The sequence below is a fragment of the Enterococcus raffinosus genome (assembly GCF_019175485.1).
GTDB lineage: Bacteria > Bacillota > Bacilli > Lactobacillales > Enterococcaceae > Enterococcus_A > Enterococcus_A raffinosus.
In genome coordinates this window covers 677,194-694,704 of sequence record NZ_CP072888.1, presented here as the reverse complement: position 1 = coordinate 694,704, position 17,511 = coordinate 677,194, and the positions used below count along the sequence as shown (strand labels likewise).

Annotated in this window: 16 protein-coding genes and 3 pseudogenes; 9 read left to right on the top strand and 10 right to left on the bottom strand. The window is 35.0% G+C overall.

Going from position 1 to position 17,511, the window contains the following annotated elements; genetic code table 11:
• Positions 1-14: 14 nt before the first annotated feature.
• Both tet(M) and J9537_RS03390 read left to right on the top strand, forming a co-directional pair.
• Entirely contained in the window at positions 15-1,934 is a 1,920-nt protein-coding gene (gene tet(M) / locus J9537_RS03395) for a tetracycline resistance ribosomal protection protein Tet(M) (RefSeq protein ID WP_000691736.1), read from the top strand.
• A 118-nt stretch (positions 1,935-2,052) separates the two neighbouring features.
• Positions 2,053-2,220, top strand: coding sequence for a cysteine-rich KTR domain-containing protein (locus J9537_RS03390; protein ID WP_000336323.1), 168 nt, complete (start codon positions 2,053-2,055; stop codon positions 2,218-2,220).
• Positions 2,221-2,279: 59 nt separating this feature from the next.
• Here J9537_RS03390 and J9537_RS03385 read toward each other — a convergent pair whose 3' ends face one another.
• Positions 2,280-2,633, bottom strand: coding sequence for a helix-turn-helix transcriptional regulator (locus J9537_RS03385; RefSeq protein WP_001227347.1), 354 nt, complete (start codon positions 2,631-2,633; stop codon positions 2,280-2,282).
• A 504-nt stretch (positions 2,634-3,137) separates the two neighbouring features.
• Between J9537_RS03385 and J9537_RS03380 the strand changes: the two genes are divergently transcribed.
• From J9537_RS03380 to J9537_RS03365, 4 genes are all read left to right on the top strand, one after another.
• Positions 3,138-3,560: a sigma-70 family RNA polymerase sigma factor gene (locus J9537_RS03380; RefSeq protein WP_000804885.1), complete on the top strand. Its 423-nt coding sequence runs from the start codon at positions 3,138-3,140 to the stop codon at positions 3,558-3,560.
• Positions 3,557-3,787, top strand: a complete 231-nt coding sequence (locus J9537_RS03375) for a helix-turn-helix domain-containing protein (protein ID WP_000857133.1) — start codon at positions 3,557-3,559, stop codon at positions 3,785-3,787. Before J9537_RS03380 ends, J9537_RS03375 begins: the two co-directional genes overlap by 4 nt.
• A gap of 460 nt (positions 3,788-4,247) precedes the next feature.
• Positions 4,248-4,451: an excisionase gene (locus J9537_RS03370; RefSeq protein WP_000814511.1), complete on the top strand. Its 204-nt coding sequence runs from the start codon at positions 4,248-4,250 to the stop codon at positions 4,449-4,451.
• Between the two features lie 81 nt (positions 4,452-4,532).
• The gene (locus tag J9537_RS03365) at positions 4,533-5,750 is read left to right on the top strand and encodes a tyrosine-type recombinase/integrase (protein WP_001291561.1); all 1,218 of its coding nucleotides are present in this window, start codon (positions 4,533-4,535) and stop codon (positions 5,748-5,750) included.
• Positions 5,751-5,969: 219 nt separating this feature from the next.
• Here J9537_RS03365 and J9537_RS03360 read toward each other — a convergent pair whose 3' ends face one another.
• From J9537_RS03360 to J9537_RS03335, 6 genes and pseudogenes are all read right to left on the bottom strand, one after another.
• The gene (locus J9537_RS03360; RefSeq protein WP_010746768.1) at positions 5,970-6,170 is read right to left on the bottom strand and encodes a cold-shock protein; all 201 of its coding nucleotides are present in this window, start codon (positions 6,168-6,170) and stop codon (positions 5,970-5,972) included.
• A gap of 151 nt (positions 6,171-6,321) precedes the next feature.
• Positions 6,322-6,459 (bottom strand): annotated as a pseudogene (locus tag J9537_RS03355) (JAB domain-containing protein); the annotation flags it as partial.
• 234 nt (positions 6,460-6,693) lie between these two features.
• A pseudogene (locus J9537_RS20860) lies at positions 6,694-6,789 on the bottom strand (class I SAM-dependent methyltransferase); the annotation flags it as partial.
• Between the two features lie 229 nt (positions 6,790-7,018).
• Complete coding sequence (gene optrA, locus J9537_RS03345; protein ID WP_029743126.1) at positions 7,019-8,932, bottom strand: ABC-F type ribosomal protection protein OptrA; 1,914 nt, start codon at positions 8,930-8,932, stop codon at positions 7,019-7,021.
• Between the two features lie 384 nt (positions 8,933-9,316).
• Positions 9,317-10,471 (bottom strand): helix-turn-helix domain-containing protein, encoded by a 1,155-nt coding sequence (locus tag J9537_RS03340; RefSeq protein WP_002360186.1) that lies wholly within the window; start codon positions 10,469-10,471, stop codon positions 9,317-9,319.
• A gap of 201 nt (positions 10,472-10,672) precedes the next feature.
• Positions 10,673-10,891: pseudogene (locus tag J9537_RS03335) on the bottom strand (JAB domain-containing protein); the annotation flags it as partial.
• A 450-nt stretch (positions 10,892-11,341) separates the two neighbouring features.
• Between J9537_RS03335 and J9537_RS03330 the strand changes: the two are divergent.
• From J9537_RS03330 to J9537_RS03320, 3 genes are all read left to right on the top strand, one after another.
• Complete coding sequence (locus tag J9537_RS03330) at positions 11,342-11,485, top strand: hypothetical protein (protein WP_002360221.1); 144 nt, start codon at positions 11,342-11,344, stop codon at positions 11,483-11,485.
• A gap of 253 nt (positions 11,486-11,738) precedes the next feature.
• A complete protein-coding gene (gene fexA, locus J9537_RS03325; protein WP_078122474.1) occupies positions 11,739-13,166 on the top strand; it encodes a chloramphenicol/florfenicol efflux MFS transporter FexA in 1,428 nt (475 codons plus the stop codon).
• Between the two features lie 177 nt (positions 13,167-13,343).
• On the top strand, positions 13,344-13,760 hold the full coding sequence (locus J9537_RS03320; protein WP_000855243.1) for an NAD(P)H-dependent oxidoreductase: 417 nt from the start codon (positions 13,344-13,346) through the stop codon (positions 13,758-13,760).
• A gap of 282 nt (positions 13,761-14,042) precedes the next feature.
• Here the strand turns inward: J9537_RS03320 and J9537_RS03315 are convergent, their stop codons facing one another.
• From J9537_RS03315 to J9537_RS03305, 3 genes are read right to left on the bottom strand one after another with little or no spacing between them, the layout of a single operon-like run.
• Positions 14,043-14,408, bottom strand: a complete 366-nt coding sequence (locus J9537_RS03315; protein WP_000619629.1) for a DUF6262 family protein — start codon at positions 14,406-14,408, stop codon at positions 14,043-14,045.
• A gap of 1 nt (position 14,409) precedes the next feature.
• Positions 14,410-16,329, bottom strand: a complete 1,920-nt coding sequence (locus J9537_RS03310) for a tyrosine-type recombinase/integrase (RefSeq protein ID WP_000178032.1) — start codon at positions 16,327-16,329, stop codon at positions 14,410-14,412.
• Positions 16,326-17,411 (bottom strand): tyrosine-type recombinase/integrase, encoded by a 1,086-nt coding sequence (locus J9537_RS03305; protein ID WP_000867971.1) that lies wholly within the window; start codon positions 17,409-17,411, stop codon positions 16,326-16,328. The genes J9537_RS03310 and J9537_RS03305 overlap by 4 nt, the downstream gene beginning before the upstream one ends.
• Positions 17,412-17,511: the final 100 nt, after the last annotated feature.

Here is a 17,511-nt window from a genome sequence, read left to right as displayed (position 1 = left end):
TGGAGGAAAATCACATGAAAATTATTAATATTGGAGTTTTAGCTCATGTTGATGCAGGAAAAACTACCTTAACAGAAAGCTTATTATATAACAGTGGAGCGATTACAGAATTAGGAAGCGTGGACAAAGGTACAACGAGGACGGATAATACGCTTTTAGAACGTCAGAGAGGAATTACAATTCAGACAGGAATAACCTCTTTTCAGTGGGAAAATACGAAGGTGAACATCATAGACACGCCAGGACATATGGATTTCTTAGCAGAAGTATATCGTTCATTATCAGTTTTAGATGGGGCAATTCTACTGATTTCTGCAAAAGATGGCGTACAAGCACAAACTCGTATATTATTTCATGCACTTAGGAAAATGGGGATTCCCACAATCTTTTTTATCAATAAGATTGACCAAAATGGAATTGATTTATCAACGGTTTATCAGGATATTAAAGAGAAACTTTCTGCCGAAATTGTAATCAAACAGAAGGTAGAACTGTATCCTAATATGTGTGTGACGAACTTTACCGAATCTGAACAATGGGATACGGTAATAGAGGGAAACGATGACCTTTTAGAGAAATATATGTCCGGTAAATCATTAGAAGCATTGGAACTCGAACAAGAGGAAAGCATAAGATTTCAGAATTGTTCTCTGTTCCCTCTTTATCATGGAAGTGCAAAAAGTAATATAGGGATTGATAACCTTATAGAAGTTATTACTAATAAATTTTATTCATCAACACATCGAGGTCCGTCTGAACTTTGCGGAAATGTTTTCAAAATTGAATATACAAAAAAAAGACAACGTCTTGCATATATACGCCTTTATAGTGGAGTACTACATTTACGAGATTCGGTTAGAGTATCAGAAAAAGAAAAAATAAAAGTTACAGAAATGTATACTTCAATAAATGGTGAATTATGTAAGATTGATAGAGCTTATTCTGGAGAAATTGTTATTTTGCAAAATGAGTTTTTGAAGTTAAATAGTGTTCTTGGAGATACAAAACTATTGCCACAGAGAAAAAAGATTGAAAATCCGCACCCTCTACTACAAACAACTGTTGAACCGAGTAAACCTGAACAGAGAGAAATGTTGCTTGATGCCCTTTTGGAAATCTCAGATAGTGATCCGCTTCTACGATATTACGTGGATTCTACGACACATGAAATTATACTTTCTTTCTTAGGGAAAGTACAAATGGAAGTGATTAGTGCACTGTTGCAAGAAAAGTATCATGTGGAGATAGAACTAAAAGAGCCTACAGTCATTTATATGGAGAGACCGTTAAAAAATGCAGAATATACCATTCACATCGAAGTGCCGCCAAATCCTTTCTGGGCTTCCATTGGTTTATCTGTATCACCGCTTCCGTTGGGAAGTGGAATGCAGTATGAGAGCTCGGTTTCTCTTGGATACTTAAATCAATCGTTTCAAAATGCAGTTATGGAGGGGATACGCTATGGCTGTGAACAAGGATTGTATGGTTGGAATGTGACGGACTGTAAAATCTGTTTTAAGTATGGCTTATACTATAGCCCTGTTAGTACCCCAGCAGATTTTCGGATGCTTGCTCCTATTGTATTGGAACAAGTCTTAAAAAAAGCTGGAACAGAATTGTTAGAGCCATATCTTAGTTTTAAAATTTATGCGCCACAGGAATATCTTTCACGAGCATACAACGATGCTCCTAAATATTGTGCGAACATCGTAGACACTCAATTGAAAAATAATGAGGTCATTCTTAGTGGAGAAATCCCTGCTCGGTGTATTCAAGAATATCGTAGTGATTTAACTTTCTTTACAAATGGACGTAGTGTTTGTTTAACAGAGTTAAAAGGGTACCATGTTACTACCGGTGAACCTGTTTGCCAGCCCCGTCGTCCAAATAGTCGGATAGATAAAGTACGATATATGTTCAATAAAATAACTTAGTGTATTTTATGTTGTTATATAAATATGGTTTCTTGTTAAATAAGATGAAATATTTTTTAATAAAGATTTGAATTAAAGTGTAAAGGAGGAGATAGTTATTATAAACTACAAGTGGATATTGTGTCCTGTATGTGGAAATAAAACACGATTAAAGATAAGGGAAGATACTGAATTAAAAAAATTCCCCCTCTATTGTCCGAAATGCAGACAAGAAAATTTAATTGAAATAAAGCAGTTCAAAGTAACTGTGATTACAGAGCCAGACGCAAAGACGCAGAGCCGATAAAATGAGATTAATACAATCTCATTTTATCGGCTCTTTCCGTTATGTATGGATTCTTTTAATTAGTCTTCGATGTTTCTTGCTTCGTTGATACCGCTGGCTAAAGATTCCATTAAGGATAGTTCTTTGTCTGTAAAGCTATCCATGTATTTCTCTATCTGTAATCGTCGGGTGCTTTTTACCAAGTTATTAGCAGGTAAGAAAAATTCATCAACGGAAACATGAAGTAACGATACAAGGTCATAAAGAACTTGTATGCTGGGGTGTTGCCCTTTATTTTCAATATTAGTTAAGTACCGTGGGTCAATTTCAATCAATGCTCCCACTTGTTCACGAGTTAAACCTCGTTTCAATCGAGCTTCTTTAATGGCTAAACCAAAGGCTCTAAAATCATATTTATCTTCTTTTTTACGCATATTAGACCACCTCTATACATTTTATTGTTCCTACTGAATTAAAAACAGGTATAGAAAAACGTGTTATATGGTTTATAGGTTTATATTTAATAAAAAGCACTACTAAACGCCAATAAAAAAAACCGTTATATGGTAGTGCTATTTACGCTGTTAAAATATTGTATATTACTTCCAAATGGCGGTTTGTTGGAGGTCAACGTCGCCATGAAGTACATCATATACAATAAATTTCCTTACATTGGGTTCTTGTCAAAAAAAGTCGTCTATCTGCAATAGATAAGTACGTCCACCAATGTGGTTTTATAAATCATATAGATAGAATAACAGAAGCATGTAAACAGAGAAATAAATCTGTTTATATGCTTTTTTGGCTATTCAGAACTTTTTTACAAAGTTTATTTATCAGTAATGCAACAAATCCCCCTTTCACATTGGGACTAAGAGTGAAAGGAGATAAACGAGCAAGGCTCACTTCCTTTCCTAGACAGAAAGGGGGTGAGAAACATGAAACCATCTTCTTTTCAGACCACAATAGAAAATCAGTTTGACTATATCTGTAAACGTGCTATGGAAGACGAGCGAAAGAATTATATGCTTTATCTTTCAAGGATTGCAAAGCGTGAGGTGTCCTTTTCGGATGTTGGCGATTATCTTGTTAGCCAGTTTGCGACAACAGATAACTATTCAACTGACTTTCAGATTTTTACACTCAATGGGTTATCAGTAGGCGTTGAAAATGATTTGTTGAGTGAAGCATTACGTGAGTTGCCAGACAAGAAACGTGAAATTCTACTGCTGTTTTACTTTATGGACATGAGCGATTCAGAAATTGCAGACCTGTTGAAATTGAACCGTTCTACTGTCTATCGGCATAGAACCAGTGGACTAGCCTTAATTAAAAAGTTTATGGAGGAATTTGAAGAATGAAAACACAATATCCTATGATTCCCTTTCCTCTCATTGTAAAGGCAACAGATGGCGATACCGAAGCGATTAACCAGATTCTACATCATTACAGAGGGTACATAACGAAGCGTTCCCTACGACTTATGAAAGATGAATATGGCAATCAAAGTATGGTCGTTGATGAAGTCTTACGTGGAAGAATGGAAACCAGACTGATTACAAAGATTTTGTCATTTGAAATTAAGTAATATCCTCTCTCCTTTCGTGGAAGCGTGCTAAACCATTCCACGCTTCCCGAACAGGGAGGTTTGTTATTCCACCAAAGCATATTGAGCTTTCAATGTGTTTTGATAGGCTAACGAGCCATTGTTCTTTGAAAACTGAATAAAAGTAATCGAATACGTTTCGATAAGAAAAGAGCCAACGGAACTAACCGCCATGACCTATCTTATAAAGATAGCGAGCGATTCATGTTAGTGATCCGAGAAGCAATCTTTAGCAGGATTGCCTGCAACGACATTCTTATCGTGATAATGATACTCCCATACAGTCAATAGTCCGAGCGTGATAAAACCGTCGCAGGCAATGAGTATGGCTACATGAGAACCATGCAGGGGTGGAACTCCCGTGAGCTTTGCTAAAGCTGTTCGATTGCTGGTAAAACAACTTTTATGAAATCCAAATAAGTGATTTGGAAAGGAGGATTTTATGAAGCAGACTGACATTCCTATTTGGGAACGTTATACCCTAACCATTGAAGAAGCGTCAAAATATTTTCGTATTGGCGAAAACAAGCTACGACGCTTGGCAGAGGAAAATAAAAATGCAAATTGGCTGATTATGAATGGCAATCGTATTCAGATTAAACGAAAACAATTTGAAAAAATTATAGATACATTGGACGCAATCTAGCGTCGCCAAAGGGTCTTGTATATGATAAAATAGTATTAAGTCGTATCAAGGCTCTTTCCATAAAGGAAAGGAGCAAATGCCATGTCAGAAAAAAGACGTGACAATAAAGGTCGAATCTTAAAGACTGGAGAGAGCCAACGAAAAGACGGAAGATACTTATACAAATATATAGATTCATTTGGAGAACCGCAATTTGTTTACTCGTGGAAACTTGTGGCTACAGACCGAGTACCAGCAGGAAAGCGTGATTGTATCTCACTTAGAGAGAAAATCGCAGAGTTACAGAAAGACATTCATGATGGTATTGATGTTGTAGGAAAGAAAATGACACTCTGCCAGCTTTACGCAAAACAGAACGCTCAAAGACCAAAGGTTAGAAAAAACACTGAAACTGGACGCAAATATCTTATGGATATTTTGAAGAAAGACAAGTTAGGTGTAAGAAGTATTGACAGTATTAAGCCATCAGACGCTAAAGAATGGGCTATTAGAATGAGTGAAAATGGTTATGCTTATCAAACCATCAATAACTACAAACGTTCTTTAAAGGCTTCATTCTATATTGCTATACAAGATGATTGTGTTCGGAAGAATCCATTTGACTTTCAACTGAAAGCAGTTCTTGATGATGATACTGTCCCTAAGACCGTACTAACAGAAGAACAGGAAGAAAAACTGTTAGCCTTTGCAAAAGCTGATAAAACCTACAGCAAAAATTATGATGAAATTCTGATACTCTTAAAAACAGGTCTTCGTATTTCAGAGTTTGGTGGTTTGACACTTCCAGATTTAGATTTTGAGAATCGTCTTGTCAATATAGACCATCAGCTATTGAGAGATACTGAAATTGGGTACTACATTGAAACACCAAAGACCAAAAGTGGCGAACGTCAAGTTCCTATGGTTGAAGAAGCCTATCAAGCATTTAAGCGAGTGTTAGCGAATCGAAAGAATGATAAGCGTGTTGAGATTGATGGATATAGTGATTTCCTCTTTCTTAATAGAAAGAACTATCCAAAAGTGGCAAGTGATTACAACGGCATGATGAAAGGTCTTGTTAAGAAATACAATAAGTATAACGAGGATAAATTGCCACACATCACTCCACATAGTTTGCGACATACATTCTGTACCAACTATGCAAATGCAGGAATGAATCCAAAGGCATTACAGTACATTATGGGACATGCTAATATAGCCATGACGCTGAACTATTACGCACATGCAACATTCGATTCTGCAATGGCAGAAATGAAACGCTTGAATAAAGAGAAGCAACAGGAGCGTCTTGTTGCTTAGTAGTACAAATGAATTTACTACTTATTTACCACTTCTGACAGCTAAGACATGAGGAAATATGCAAAGAAACGTGAAGTATCTTCCTACAGTAAAAATACTCGAAAGCACATAGAATAAGGCTTTACGAGCATTTAAGAAAATATAAAAAGATAATTAGAAATTTATACTTTGTTTAATGTTAAAAAAAGCCTTAGAGAATCGTCTCTAAGGCTTATAATTTTATTGTTTAACTACGTTTGCTGCTTGAGGTCCGCGATCGCTTTCTTCAACATCGAAAGTTACTGCTTGTCCTTCTTCTAATGTTTTGAAACCGTCGCCTTGGATAGCTGAGAAATGTACGAATACATCGCTGCCATCTTCACGAGTGATGAAGCCAAAACCTTTTTCTGCGTTAAACCATTTTACTGTTCCGTTTTCCATGAATAAAATCCTCCTCGTGCCTAAGCACTTATTGATTGTAACATTGCTGGCCTACGAAAAGGGAAACATCTGTATACCAACTCGCAACTCAAACAAAATTACAATAATAGTTTACCACTGGTTTTAGCTTAGGCGCAAGGGTTTTCAATCGCTACTTTAAGTAATTTTCTTCACGTAAACTGAAATATTTGGTTTCTCCAACAATAATATGGTCAAGTAGCTCAATTCCCATCATTGCACCACACTCTCTAACACGTTCCGTAAAATCCAAATCATTCTGCGAAGGTGTTATATCTTATCAAGAGTAAATTACAAAAGAATCATTTAAATCAATACTTTCACTTTGAATACATGTATTTGAAGTGGAAGGTACTTATTTCAAAAATAGTAAAACCTGTATCTTAAATTACTTAATAGTAACATAAGATACAGGCTGATTTTTTATTCATTGTTATTTATACTAAAGCACCCGATAGCTCTGAAAACAATCACAAATTCAACTTTTCAAAGCCACAGCTTTAAGTTATTTTGTCCAGACAACCCCCATTGCCCAACCCATTTTATGGAATTGGCATCCAGGCAACAACTTTTCATATAAATCGTAATAATTTTGTTCAGCTGGAAGAACAACTTCTGGCAGCATAACAATCAAAGGAAATTTAGTGAGTTTATACGACTACACTTTTCTTGACAATTCCAAAGTATAGATAATAAAAACCGCTATGCGGCAAACTCAAAAGGTCTTCACATAGCGATTATATCTAATAAAAATTCATTAATTTTTTTACATTTTCAACAACCAGAATGTATCATTAACACTTTTACATCCTTATTGCATAACTCAAAAATTACATAACTTCCAATTCTCTCATCAACTGTTCCCATTCATTAAAATAATTACCCTGACACCTTTTAACATCATCAATTGATTTTTGTATTTCCGTCAGTACTATATAATCAGAAGAATTGTTTGGTTCAGAAATAATTTTATTCAATCTTTCTAATTCTTCATCATATTGATTTATTAACACTTCAAGTTTTTCAATTCGTTTCTCCTTCTTAACCTTCTCCTTCTCAATGGAGTTACGATCGCCTTTTACTGTGTTATTTTTCTCTACTTTCTGCTCAACTTTAATGTTATTAAATGGCTTTTCAGAATTCATCCTTTTTTTCTCGTACTCACCATAAGTAGATTGTACAAACTCTACACCATCCTTATCAAAAACAAGTAATCTGTCAGCAATCTTATTAGTAAAATATCTATCATGTGACACAAAAATAATTGTACCTTGATAACTGCATAAGATATTCTCTAAATTCTCTTTTCCAATAATATCCATGTGGTTTGTCGGTTCATCTAAGATTAAAACATTAGTACGTTTATATAATAATTTACATAATGTCAATCTAACCTTTTCTCCACCTGACAAAGAGGACACCGGTCTAAAAACATCATCTCCACTAAACTGAAATGAGCCAAGAGCAGTTCTGACCTCTGTGTCATTTAGCTCAGGGTATTCGCTTTGAAAAATTTCGAATAGTGTATCATCTCCACTGATTTGAGCAAGCTGTTGGTCAAAATAGCTAATTTCAACATTGTATCCGAATTTAAAATCTCCAGACAATGCTGCCACACCATCCATAAGTGTTTTAAGCAACGTGGATTTACCAATACCATTACTCCCAACAATTCCAAGCTTCTGTCCCCTTTCAAGGTTGAAATTAACCTTTGCAAGAGGAGTATCATAGCCTATCACAAGTTCTGAAGCACTTAATACTTGCCTTGAACTACTGATTCTCGGTTGAAATTTAGACATATAAGTTTTTGTATCGTATTGGTCTGGTGCATTTAATATTTGCATACGCTGTAATAATTTAATTTTAGATTGCACCATTTTAGCTTTCGTAGGTTTATAACGAAAACGTTCAATCAAGCGTGTAATCCTTTCAATTTCTATCTGTTGCAAATCGTAATCTTTTTGCTGTTTGATATGATTTTCTCGTTTTTGCTCCTCAAAGGCTGAATAATTACCTTTATAACATTTGGTCTCTCCCCATTCGATTTCATAAACCTTATCCACAATTCGATTAAGAAACATTCTATCATGGGAAATAATAACCAATGTAGATTTATAACTTCTCAAATAACTCTCCAACCATTGTATTGTTTCTATATCAAGGTGGTTAGTAGGTTCATCAAGTAATAGAATGTCTGGCTTTGTTAAAAGTATTTTTATAAAAGCTATCTTAGTTCGCTGACCACCTGAAAATTCAGAAATGGGTTTTTTATCATCTGCTTCAGTAAAACCCATACTACGAATCATCGTTTCATATTCTTTTTGGTAGGTTAGACCTCCAAGAGCCATATACCTTTCACTGATATCAGAGTATTCATTGATGATTTTATCATCATATTGATTCTCCATTTTATCTATCAGCTGTTTCATCTTGTTTTCCATATCAATAAGCGTCTTAAATACCGTACGGACTTCATCCACCATTGATATACTTTCATCTTCAAAAGGCATCTGTCTTAAATAGCTAATATAAGGGTTACCGGTCTTTATTACTTGAAACTCACTTTCACCAGTTCCTTCTTCTAATTCAATTTCGCCTATAATAGCTTTTAGCAAGGTTGTTTTTCCACATCCATTTCTACCAACAATAGCAATCTTTTCATTATCATTGATTTCAATACCGATGTTTTCCAACACCATATTACCATCATAGTAAACGGCACCATTAATTATTTTGTATTGCATTTTCATATCCTCCTTTGCGTTAGTACTAGCAATTGCAAAGGTGGCTTCGGACAATAATTATTCCACTCCATGTAAAGCTTGTCACAGCCACCTATACATGAAGTTCTTTAAATGTTACTTTAGTTGTAGATTTCATTTGCTTCTCCCTCCTATCGTTTCAAATATAATTCAACTTCCCCCTTATTGTACCAAATCGCTAGCGCAATGGCTAACCTAAGTTTTAGCTTACACCTTTTCTGATAAAAACAAAGTAACTGATCCGTTATCTCATCCGACACCAGATTCCGCATATGCCCTGCTGTTCCCGTCAACAGAAACCGCAGCCACACTGGAAAAAGATACAAAAGGATTGCCGCAATTGATTCTTTGCATTAGCCATCAGCTTTACAAATCACTCTTTCTATATTCAAAAGGCGTTTTTCCTGTTTCTTTTTTAAACACGGATGTGAAGTAACTTTGTGAGTTAAATATAAGATATTCACTAATTTCTGATATTGACTGATTCGTATATACCAATAGAAATTTGGCATATGCTATTTTCTCCTTCTTAATGTATGCACCAACAGTCATACCTATATCTATCTTGAATTTACGCATGAAGTGATACTGACTTAGACCAATTTCTGTGCATATTGACTGAATGGTGAGCTGACGGTTGATATTTCTTTTAATCATCCTGACTGCTTTTGCTATGTCTGAAGAGACACCAGATACTCTATAATCTGCAGTACTTAAAGCGAAATGCTCCAAAATACTGTTATACATAGCAACGGACTCTTCTCTTTTTCTCAGAGAACTAAAGCGATTTCCGTAATAGCTACTGATTGCACCTGACATTTCAATAGGAAGACCGCCAGCAATAGCATAGTACATCGATAGATACAGACAGAATGTCAGCATGGATTTTGTTGATTGTTCATTATTACAAAATTCAAAAAGTGCATTAAGGTAATCTTGATCCCGGTTCAGCTGTTTAAGTGTAGTTATATCACCATTTTGGACAAGCTCAAGTCTTGTTCGTAAGTCCTGATAACTTTGTTCAATCGTCCGCTTTGAAAGCTCAGACGTTTGTAGTCCCATGATATCAGTCGAAAAAAATTGTACCAGTTTATTCACTAAACTCTCAATAGAAAAAGATAAATTCTTATCTAATGCAAAGTAATACATCATCACACATATTTCACTAAACTTTCTGATATCGAGCACAGTCCATTCATTGTCATTGCTTCCCTGATAAATCATCAATGGGTTAATGTTCTCTACCATCACTGGACCAATCTGAACGTACATTGCTTTATCATCAGATTCAAATGTGCATCGGACAGCACCAAGAGGATGAACTCCGATTCTGAATCCTGGTAAATCTTCAATCCAATATTGGCTCATATCATAATCAATAGGAAACAAATTCTTGTCAACTTCAATATTACCAAGAGCTATGTTTATATTCTTGTCATCTTTTATTAGAACTGAAATTTTATAGGTTGAGTGAAATACCTGTGCGAGATGGCAGATTTCTTTTATTCTTTCTTTCTTCATAGTTTTGACAACCCTTGTCTGTACCTTTCAAAAGTATTTTATAATATAGTATAACATATTTTGAAAAGGGATATATCGAGATTAAAAAGTGCTAGCGCACCAGTCGGTAGCGTCAGCACTTCTGTTGAAAACTTTAAATAGAATGTGAAGCATTATATCCACTCAGCACGGCGCCACTTATTTTGGCCTCTCCACTCACATTCACCTTACCTTCCCTCGCTCAGCTATCATTGGGGATGGAAAGTCTAGAGTTTTATAGTCGTTCGTCAAAGTAATTCTTGGATTAGATATCAACCCTTTTTCCTTGAAGCTAAAAAACTCTCGATTATCTCCTCCCACAATCACGTGATCAATTAAAGGAATCCCCATCAATTCACATAATTTGTTCATCCTGTCTGTCATCATCGTATCTGCTTTACTTGGTAACGGATTTTATCAAGAGTAAATTACTAAAAATCCATTAACATCAATGTTTTTACTTTAAGAACATATATTTAACGTGTTAAATCAAATGAAAAAATACAATGTAATTATTAGATGACAATTGATTACGGTCAGAAGAATGTACCACAAATAAAAAAACTAATTCCTTTTTATTTTATCGAGGAATTAAGCTTTTGACCTGCAACAATCACGCCCAATTTCGGAATATCTATAATATGATTTCGATCTTAAATTATCTACTTTAACTGACGCTACCTGCTCGTTAAAGAAGACCTATTTAAAAAAGTTTATACTGCACCTGCCTTTATTATGTAAGTAAAAGTAGTAAAGCTTTAAATTGGTTTTCAAAAAAGTAGGGTTGATTATTTCTTTTTCATCAATTATTATTGTGTTATTATCACAATATGAGAAAGGAGGCAAAAAGTAATGGGAATTGATTTCATTAATGTCGAGTTTAGAAAGCATGTAAAAGTTTCAGGGGATTTAGGTACAACGGGATCAGTATGTCCTTTTTCACAAAAACAAAAAATGGAAACACTACCGGAAAACTTTTTGCCTCCTTTTATATAATGGGCAAAAATTTATGAATCTATTGCATTTGTAAAAATGCATACGAATGATTAGGCACCGGTTGTTAAACTGGTGCCTTTTTTTTGTTTGATCAGTTCAGTTAGTTTGGAGAACCGAATCTTTAATCATGCTGTAGAAATATGGTGAGTTCGTTGATTTGGTTTTACAATATAAATAGATATGAGGTGAGGTTTATGGTGAAAGCAGTGGATTTAGCCTCCTAAAATCACAATATATTTTAGGAGGAAATAAAATGAAAAAGGATAGTAAATCTAAAGAAATGATTCAATCTGAAAAAAGGGGTTCTACTAGGCTTTTAATGATGGTACTCTCCCTATCTGTACTTGTAGGTGCAATTACGAGTGATATAGTCAATCCCGTACTTCCACTAATAAGCAAAGATTTAGAAGCTTCGAAATCTCAAGTGAGTTGGATAGTTAGTGGTATTGCACTTGTTCTTGCGATTGGAGTTCCGATTTATGGTCGAATCTCAGACTTTTTTGAGTTACGAAAGCTATATATCTTTGCCATTATGATTCTGGCAAGTGGTAGTCTTTTATGTGCAATTGCCCCGAACCTCCCATTGTTGGTTTTGGGAAGAATGGTTCAGGGTGCTGGGATGTCCGCAATTCCAGTTCTATCAGTCATTGCAATTTCGAAGGTTTTCCCACAAGGAAAACGTGGGGGAGCTTTGGGAATTATCGCAGGAAGTATTGGTGTTGGAACTGCTGCTGGTCCAATATTTGGTGGAGTAGTTGGTCAATATTTAGGGTGGAATGCCTTGTTTTGGTTCACATTTTTGTTAGCCATTATGATTGTTATTGGTGCCTACTACGCGTTACCGACAATTAAACCGGCAGAATCCGTAGGAAGCAATAAGAACTTTGATTTCATTGGTGGTTTATTCCTCGGCCTCACAGTAGGATTACTCCTTTTTGGCATCACTCAAGGAGAAACTTCTGGTTTTTCTTCGTTCTCATCGTTAACTAGCCTAATTGGTTCTGTTGTAGCTTTGGTGGGATTTATTTGGAGAATTGTTACCGCAGAAAATCCATTTGTACCACCTGTCCTGTTCAATAACAAGGATTATGTCAATACGGTCATAATTGCATTTTTTTCGATGTTTGCTTATTTCGCTGTTCTTGTGTTCGTCCCATTACTAGTCGTTGAGGTGAATGGACTCTCTTCTGGACAGGCTGGAATGATATTGTTGCCAGGTGGTGTGGCTGTTGCAATCTTATCTCCCTTCGTTGGCCGTCTTTCTGATCGATTTGGGGATAAACGTCTGATAATTACTGGGATGACTCTGATGGGGCTGTCTACCTTATTCTTGTCCACCTATGCATCTGGTGCTTCACCTCTGTTAGTTTCCGTGGGGGTCCTCGGAGTAGGGATTGCTTTTGCATTCACGAATTCTCCCGCAAATAACGCCGCAGTAAGTGCACTCGATGCAGACAAGGTTGGTGTCGGAATGGGGATTTTCCAAGGTGCTTTGTACCTTGGAGCAGGAACTGGAGCAGGTATGATTGGAGCATTATTATCCGCTCGACGTGATGCTACTGAGCCGATAAATCCATTATATATATTGGACGCTATGTCCTACTCAGATGCGTTCCTTGCAGCTACAGGGGCAATACTCATTGCCTTAATAGCTGGATTAGGTTTAAAAAAGCGTGGGTAATAACTTAGTTATGTAAAGATTAGTTATTGTTTAGTTCATCTTCTATAGTTTAAGCTGTAAATAAATAGCTTAGGAATCACGCAAATTTGAATTTCTTAGAATAGAATACTTTTAAGTAACTCAACTTTCGTACACTGTTTTATTGGTGCGAAAGTTGAGTATGTTAAGGATGAAACAATGAAAACATTGGTGATCGTTTCTCACCCAGATATGCCAAATTCTCGAATCAATAAAGTTTGGGTAGAAAAAGCAGCGTCTTATTCAAACGAAATTACCATTCATGATCTTTATAGAGAGTATCCTGATTTTATTATAAATGTAAAAAGAGAGCAGGAATTAGTTGAAAATCATGATAATATTATTTTTCAATTTCCATTATATTGGTATAGTTCTCCTTCATTATTAAAAAAATGGATCGATGAAGTGATTATATATGGATGGGCTTACGGATCAAAGGGTAAAAGAATATTTTATAATCGAAAATTAGGATTAGCTATATCAGCTGGCGTAAAAAAAGGTGAATTTACAAGTATGGGTAAAAACAAGCATACATTAACCCAGATGTTAACACCATTCAAATCTTTATGTGCATAGATTCATGCTGAATATGTACCAGAGTTTGTACTTTACGGTGCTAATTCGGATATGAAGGGCGAAGAGATACAGAAAAGTGCTAATGAGTATTTGCAATATATTAAAAAGTATTATTTAAGAGCATAAAACACTTCTGCGATCATGCCAACAATACTAGAAGAAAGCCCATTTCCCCTTAACACATTTAGGGAAATGGGCTATTGAAGTTATTGAAGGTTTTAGCGATTTCATTTTAGGTAGCCAATTCAAAGTGCCCAATAAATTCCAAGAAACACAAATCTGCTAAAACAGCTTGCCATGTAATTTTTGAACTTGATCCTTTAACCGTTCATTCTCTTCTTCTAACGCCTTTATACGGCTTTTTAAGGTTTTTATTAATACGTCCTCTGAACGAGGGCTTTTACTAGGTTTACGGGGGGTTAACTCACTTATCTGCATCCCTCTTAATGTCTCCACTCTAGTTCTAATATCTTTTTGTTTGTAAAGCCATGACTTTGAAACATTTGCTTTTTGTGCAACGGAATTAAAATTAATCTTCTCTTCTTTCAATGCCATCTCTGAAATTGTCTTTTCAACCCTAATTCTTGTTTTCTCCGACTTGTCTTTAGCTAGCTGAACTATGGCAGTTGTGTTACCTTTTCTAATCATTTTAATTCGTCTCCTTTAACGAATGAATAATCTGTTCTAATCTATTTTTAACACGTTCATTGGTTTCAACCTGACGCTGCCATTGGTTTTGTTTAGCCCTATTTAGTATTTCTTTAGTTCGCTCTAAGTGCTCTTCATGTTCAGTAAGAAATTGTTTACTTGTACAGAAATTCGTACAATCTAAACATGCATTTGCGTGAGGACATGGTCCTGCAATTACTGGTAACCGACAATAGCCATTAGGAAGTGCCTGTGCATTGATATTCTTTTTAAACCATTGAAGATCTGTATTGTCAGCTTCAGTATTTTCCTCACTTAAATCCAGAATGCTACCGTTATTCGTTACTAAGGTTTCCTTAAATTTCGTAAATTCCTTCTTTAGGGTTTCATCAAAAATATGTGCATATCTTGCCGTCATTTCCGGTGATTCGTGACCCAAGAACTTCTGGACAATATGTTGTGGCACTCCGTTATTTATCATTCTAGTGCCAACTGTATGCCGAAAGGCATGAGCATGAAAACGAAAAATTTCTCCGTTGCTGTCCGTTATCTTTTCTTCATAAGCTAGTTCATTTAATTTAACCCTAAAGGTATCTTGTTTCAATGGTGAGCAATCTTTTCGGGGAAACACATATACACATCCATCATCGAGTTCATCAGCCACCCTTTGCTCTTGAACTAATATCAATGCAGCAATTTCTTTAGAAATAGGAATGATATGCTCTTTCTTCATTTTCCACTGATAATACTTTAAAAAGCAATCCCCTTCTTTATCGGTTATGACGCTCCCTTTTTTCAATGTACAAAGTTCACTGATACGCATCCCGCATTCTTGAAGTACCATAACCATTGTAGCAATATAAGGTTCCAATTTATCTAATTTCCCATTTAATTGTTCAAGTATATGTTCATCAATATAACGTGGTAGTGCCTTCGGCACTTTAGGGTAATCTTCTTGAAAGATAAGGATCTTAGAAGGTGTATCCTTCCAGTCATATCTTTGAATTGTAGTAAAAAAAACGTCTAAAGTAGATATTCGTCCAGTTACAGTACTGGGTTTTAAACCTTTTAAATTAATATAATTAAAATATTGCTCAATTTCATTTCTAGTTAATTGATGAATCCTTTGTATACCTTCACAATTTTTGTTCATGAAATTAAAAAATTCTTTTAATTTTGAAGCTATATCTACTACGTGAGAAAAGCTAGCTGTGTTTAACATTAGTTTACAATATCGCTTAACTATTTCTTTAAAATAATTATTCTTAAAACCCTTAAAGTTGATCGTATATTCGTAGGATGTTGGGTTTACCTTATCTTCCGGTAATGATAATTTTCTTCGATTCCAAACATCTTTTTCCCATTCTTCCCCATCAAAATAGAAGTCCTCATAGAATTCCATAAACTGCTTAAGATGAGTAACGTAATAGGAATTCGCATGTACAGTAACTTTCTGCTGATTTACATCAAGTTTGTAATTAGTAGTCGTAGTTTTTACTTTTTGTTCTGTTAAGTAGGTCCGGTATTCTGTCAAAGCTTTTTTTATAGGCACTTCGGTTATCGATGTAATATTAGGATATTTTAAATTTAAAAATCCCATCATCCGGCTTATCACTGTTCCCTTTCTAATCCAAACGGATTTTGCATTCCAAGCTCCATTATTCAAGTGAAGGTAATAAAAATATTTTAATTCTGTTTTCAACCAGACATTTTCCACCTTATCGAAATTTACCCAACGATTTCTTAGTGACGGATTCTTACTTAACTCAATTGCACTAGGATGCGGACAAATTCTTATATCCCATCTATCTGCTGCCCAATAACCTTTTAAAACACTTGTCATATTAGCTATTTTTTTATTAATCTCTGTACTAGCGATAAGCTTTCGATTAGTTGCTACACTTGGAAATTTCATTGTCATGTTTCTCTCCCTTGAAGATACTTTTTATATTCATTCTTCATATCTTGATCAGAAAGATGAACATACGTATCAAGTGTTGTTTGTACATGGGCATGCCCTAATCTTTTTTGTACATATGCAGCATCCCATCCACTTCTAATAAGCTCTGTGGCATGCGTATGACGTAATATATGGGCAGTGAAAGTAATCCCTGTCCGTTTTCCTAGTCTTCTTATTAAGTCTAATACACTTTGATATTTTAGAGGGTGGCCAAAATAAGAATCTTTAAGATTAATAAATATATAATCATGATCTAAATCTTCCCCATATTCATGTACTAAGTAATCGGTATATAATGCCATTAATTCCTTACTTACATCAATAGTTCTTTCTTTTTTAAGTTTAATATAAGCTCCATTTTCATTATGATCTCTTGGCCTGATGTTAATCTGGTTATCCCATGTTGAAATATCTTCAATACGAAGGGATAATGCTTCTCCTATCCGAAGTCCCCCTTCATACATAAGCATAATAAGTAACTTATCTCTTTTGGTATGACATGCCTCAATTATTGCTTTGACTTGTCCATGTTCTAATACTTGTACAAGTTTCTTTTTGACCCTAAGCTTTAAAATATTTTTTTTATAGGATCTACCTTTAGAAATATGGTGAAGAAACCCCTTAAAGTTTCTTCCTCTTGCTTCTTTAGACATATCTATAGCTTTAAAATTTTCTGTGCGATTTAAATACTCTAAGAAACTAGTTACAGCGTTAAGTATGGAATTAACTGATGTTTCCTCTCTTTTAGCCTTCTTTGGTTGTATATCTATTACCTTTAAATGCCCTGCTGGATTTCTTAACCATCCTACAAAGTTTGCTAAATCCTCAAATTGTAAATCTCCTAATTCGATTCTACTTTGGCTCATAAATTCATAAAACAGCTTGAGATGATAACAATATGTTTTAATGGTATTTGGAGCTTTGCCCGTATTATCCAAGTACTTTATAAATCGCTTAACCGGTTCTATCACTTCAAATTCTTTATCTAGCAGTATGTATAACGGATATGATTTTTCCTCCACAATTACTTTCTGAACCTTCATCTTTCCACCACCTTTAAATACTTTAACTACTATTAATAATACCCTTATATATTTAATAGTTAAAGCACTGTAATTAAAAAATCCTAAACTTCGAGTACTT